The sequence below is a fragment of the Nocardia farcinica genome, from assembly GCF_029867845.1.
In the GTDB taxonomy this organism is placed as follows: domain Bacteria; phylum Actinomycetota; class Actinomycetes; order Mycobacteriales; family Mycobacteriaceae; genus Nocardia; species Nocardia farcinica_A.
On record NZ_JARWRU010000614.1, the window covers coordinates 1 to 3099 of the forward strand.

Sequence of the window (3099 nt, forward strand, 5' to 3'; positions counted from 1 at the left end):
CCGGAGGAGCCGGACATGATCACCACCACCTACAGCCCCGCCCGCGCCGCCCGCAAGGCCGCCGCCAAGGCGCTGCGCCGTCGCGTCCCCGCCCACAACGCCCCCCCCCCCCCCCCCCTCCCCCCCCCCCCCCCCCCCCCCCCCCCCCCCCCCCCCCCCCGCGGCGCCCCCCCCCCCCACGCCGCGGGTGAAGGTGATGGTGCAGCCGTCGACATGGCACTCGGCCGTGGAACCGGGACCATCGACGGTGCAGGCCGTCACCGACAGCGGAGCGAGCAGAACGAACACACACAGGGCGAAGAGCCGACGCAGACGCACGCGCCAAGTGTAGAACCGCCTGTGCCCGCGACGGATTCGGATCGGCCACCCCCTGATTCGGACAGTTCGGGCACCCTCGGGCTCGCCGCCCCGGCCGGGCCGGGCGTACGGTGAGCGGGCACACGCGTATCCTGCGACCGGGAGGAGGCCGGGGCTGTGCCGTCGCTGCAACCAGGAGACGAATTCGCCGGGTACCGCATCCTGCGCAGGCTCGGCGCGGGCGGCATGGGCACCGTCTACCTGGCCGAGCACCCCCGGCTGCCGCGCCGGGACGCGATCAAGGTGCTCGATCCCCGGCTCGCCCGCGAGCCGGGCTTCCGCGCCAGGTTCGAGCGCGAGGCCGAACTCGCCGCCCGCCTGGAACATCCGAATGTGGTGGCCGTCTACGACCGCGGCGAGGAGGGCGATCTGCTGTGGATCGCCATGCGCTACGTCGACGGGGTCGACGCCGGGGAACTGGTGCGGCGCGGCCGGTCCGAGCTGCCGCCCGCCCGTGCCGTGCGGATCGTGGCGGCCGCCGCGCGCGGACTGGACGCCGCGCACCGGCGCGGGCTGCTGCACCGCGACGTCAAACCGGCCAACATCATGGTCGCCCGCGCCGACGACGGCTCGGACTCGGTGCGCCTGGCCGACTTCGGCATCGCCCGCCCGCTCGGGATCGCCGACACCACCACCAACTCGGTCCTGGCCAGTTTCGCCTACGCCGCCCCCGAACTGTTCACCGGGGCCCCGCTCGACCATCGCAGCGACGTCTACGCCCTCGGCTGCACCCTCTACGAGATGCTCACCGGCTCGGCGCCTTTCGTCAGACCCTCGCACGCGGCCGCCATGCACGCCCATCTCTACGAGCGCCCGCCGGTCCCCTCCCACACCGATCCCGCCCTTGCGCCCTTCGACCCGGTCATCGCCCGCGCCCTGGCCAAGGTCCCCGCCCAGCGCTACGAGTCCTGCGGCGCGCTCGCCGAGGCGGCGCTCGCCGCCGTCGACGCGCCGCGCGCCGATCCGGGACCGACGCCGGGACATCCACCGGCGGCGACTCCCCCGACGACGTCCCCCTCGGCACCACCCGCGCCGACCGGTCACACACCCGCACAGGGAATCTCCACCGCGCCCGCCGCCGGCGGTCCGGGCACAGCCCCGCACGGCCTCACATCATCCCCCGGGAACCGGGGCACCTATGTCACGACTCCGGCCGCACGCACGGCCCGTGCGCTGCTGATCGCGGGATGCGTTGTGCTGCTGCTCCTCTCGGCCGCCATCGCGGCCGTCCTCGTCCGGGAGAACGGCGGCCGCCCGACCGCGGGTCCCGGCACGACCGTCACCTCGGCGGCGGGCACGACCGCGCGATCCACCGAGGCGCCATCGACCACCGTCGCGCCGGTGTCCTCGGCCTGGGGCCCGGCCGCCTACATCGTCGAGGCCTTCCCCGATCTGCTGCCCGCGGAGCCGACCGGCACGGGTTATCAGGGCATGCGGTGCGCGCTCAACGACGACCTGGGTGAGTGGCTGCACTGCCCGGCCGCCTCCGACGACGGAATCCACGTCAACATCCACTGCGATCCGACGCGGGGTCCGCTCGGGTACCGCTCGGACGTCACCGGGCTGACCGGCGTGCGCGAGGAGCGCTGGACCCGCCCGTCGGGGACCGGGAAGGTGCGCTGGGGCAGCGACAGCATCGCCGGGTTCGGCCTGCTCGACGTCTCCTTCGACGACCCGGACCGCTCGTTCTGCGTCGTCTCGGCCAGCGGCGGCGCGGGCGGCCGGGACGTCTACGACCGCTGGTGGCGCTCGGCCCCCATCTGACCCGCTCACCGGGCTCGCGGGCGCGAGCCGGTCCGATCGACGAGGAGCTACGACATGGCGCTGGCACCGGGGACGGTGTTCGCCGGGTACCGCATCGAGCGCAAGCTCGGCGAAGGCGGCATGGGCACCGTCCATCTCGCCCGTCACCCCCGCCTGCCGCGCTCGGTCGCGTTGAAGGTGCTCGACGCCGAGGCCGGCCGGGACCCGGAGTACCGCGCGCGTTTCGAGCGCGAAGCCGAGATGACCGTGCGCCTGGACCATCCGAACGTGGTGGAGATCTACGACCGCGGCGTCGAGGGCGAGTTGTTGTGGATCGCCATGCGCTATGTGGACGGGTCGGACGTGGCGCACCTGATCCGTGGCGGCATGTCGCCGCGGCGGGCGGTCGGCATCCTCACCCAGGCCGCCGCCGGACTCGACGCCGCCCACCGGCGCGGCCTGCTGCACCGCGACGTCACGCCGGCCAATCTGCGGGTCCCCGACGACGGCGACGGCGGCGACCACGTCTTCGTCGCCGACTTCGGCATCGCCCGCAGCCACGACGACCCGCACCTCACCGCCGCGGGCCAGCTCACCGCCACCCTCGCCTATGTCGCCCCCGAACAGATCGACGGTCGCGAGCCCGACCACCGCTGCGACATCTACGCCCTCGGCGTGACCTTCTACCAGATGCTCACCGGCACACTGCCTTTCCCGGGCCCCACCCCGGGTGAGGTCCTCCAGGCACACCTCCACACCCCGCCGCCACGTCCCTCGGACGCGGTTCCCGGCCTGCCCCCGGGGCGGGACGAGGGGGCCCGCACCGCGTTGGCCAAGGACCCGCGCGACCGCTATCCCGACTGCGCCACCATGGCGGCCGCCGCCCGGGCGGCGCTGCGCGCCGATGTGCCGGATCACGCCACCTCTCCCGCGGCGGGGTGGCCGCCCACCGCCCAGCCACCCGCCGCCCAGCCACCCCCCGCCCGGCCGCCGCACGCC

At 75.0% G+C, this 3099-nt stretch carries 2 protein-coding genes and 1 pseudogene; 2 read left to right on the forward strand and 1 reads right to left on the reverse strand.

What is annotated here, in order from left to right:
* Positions 1-318: pseudogene (locus tag QH283_RS13470) on the reverse strand (hypothetical protein); the annotation flags it as partial.
* 156 nt (positions 319-474) lie between these two features.
* Here QH283_RS13470 and QH283_RS13475 point away from each other — a divergent pair.
* Together QH283_RS13475 and QH283_RS13480 are read left to right on the forward strand one after the other, a co-directional pair.
* Positions 475-2121, forward strand: coding sequence for a serine/threonine-protein kinase (locus tag QH283_RS13475; protein ID WP_280503341.1), 1647 nt, complete (start codon positions 475-477; stop codon positions 2119-2121).
* Between the two features lie 54 nt (positions 2122-2175).
* Positions 2176-3099: serine/threonine-protein kinase (locus QH283_RS13480; RefSeq protein ID WP_280503342.1), on the forward strand; the 924-nt coding region annotated here is incomplete at its 3' end.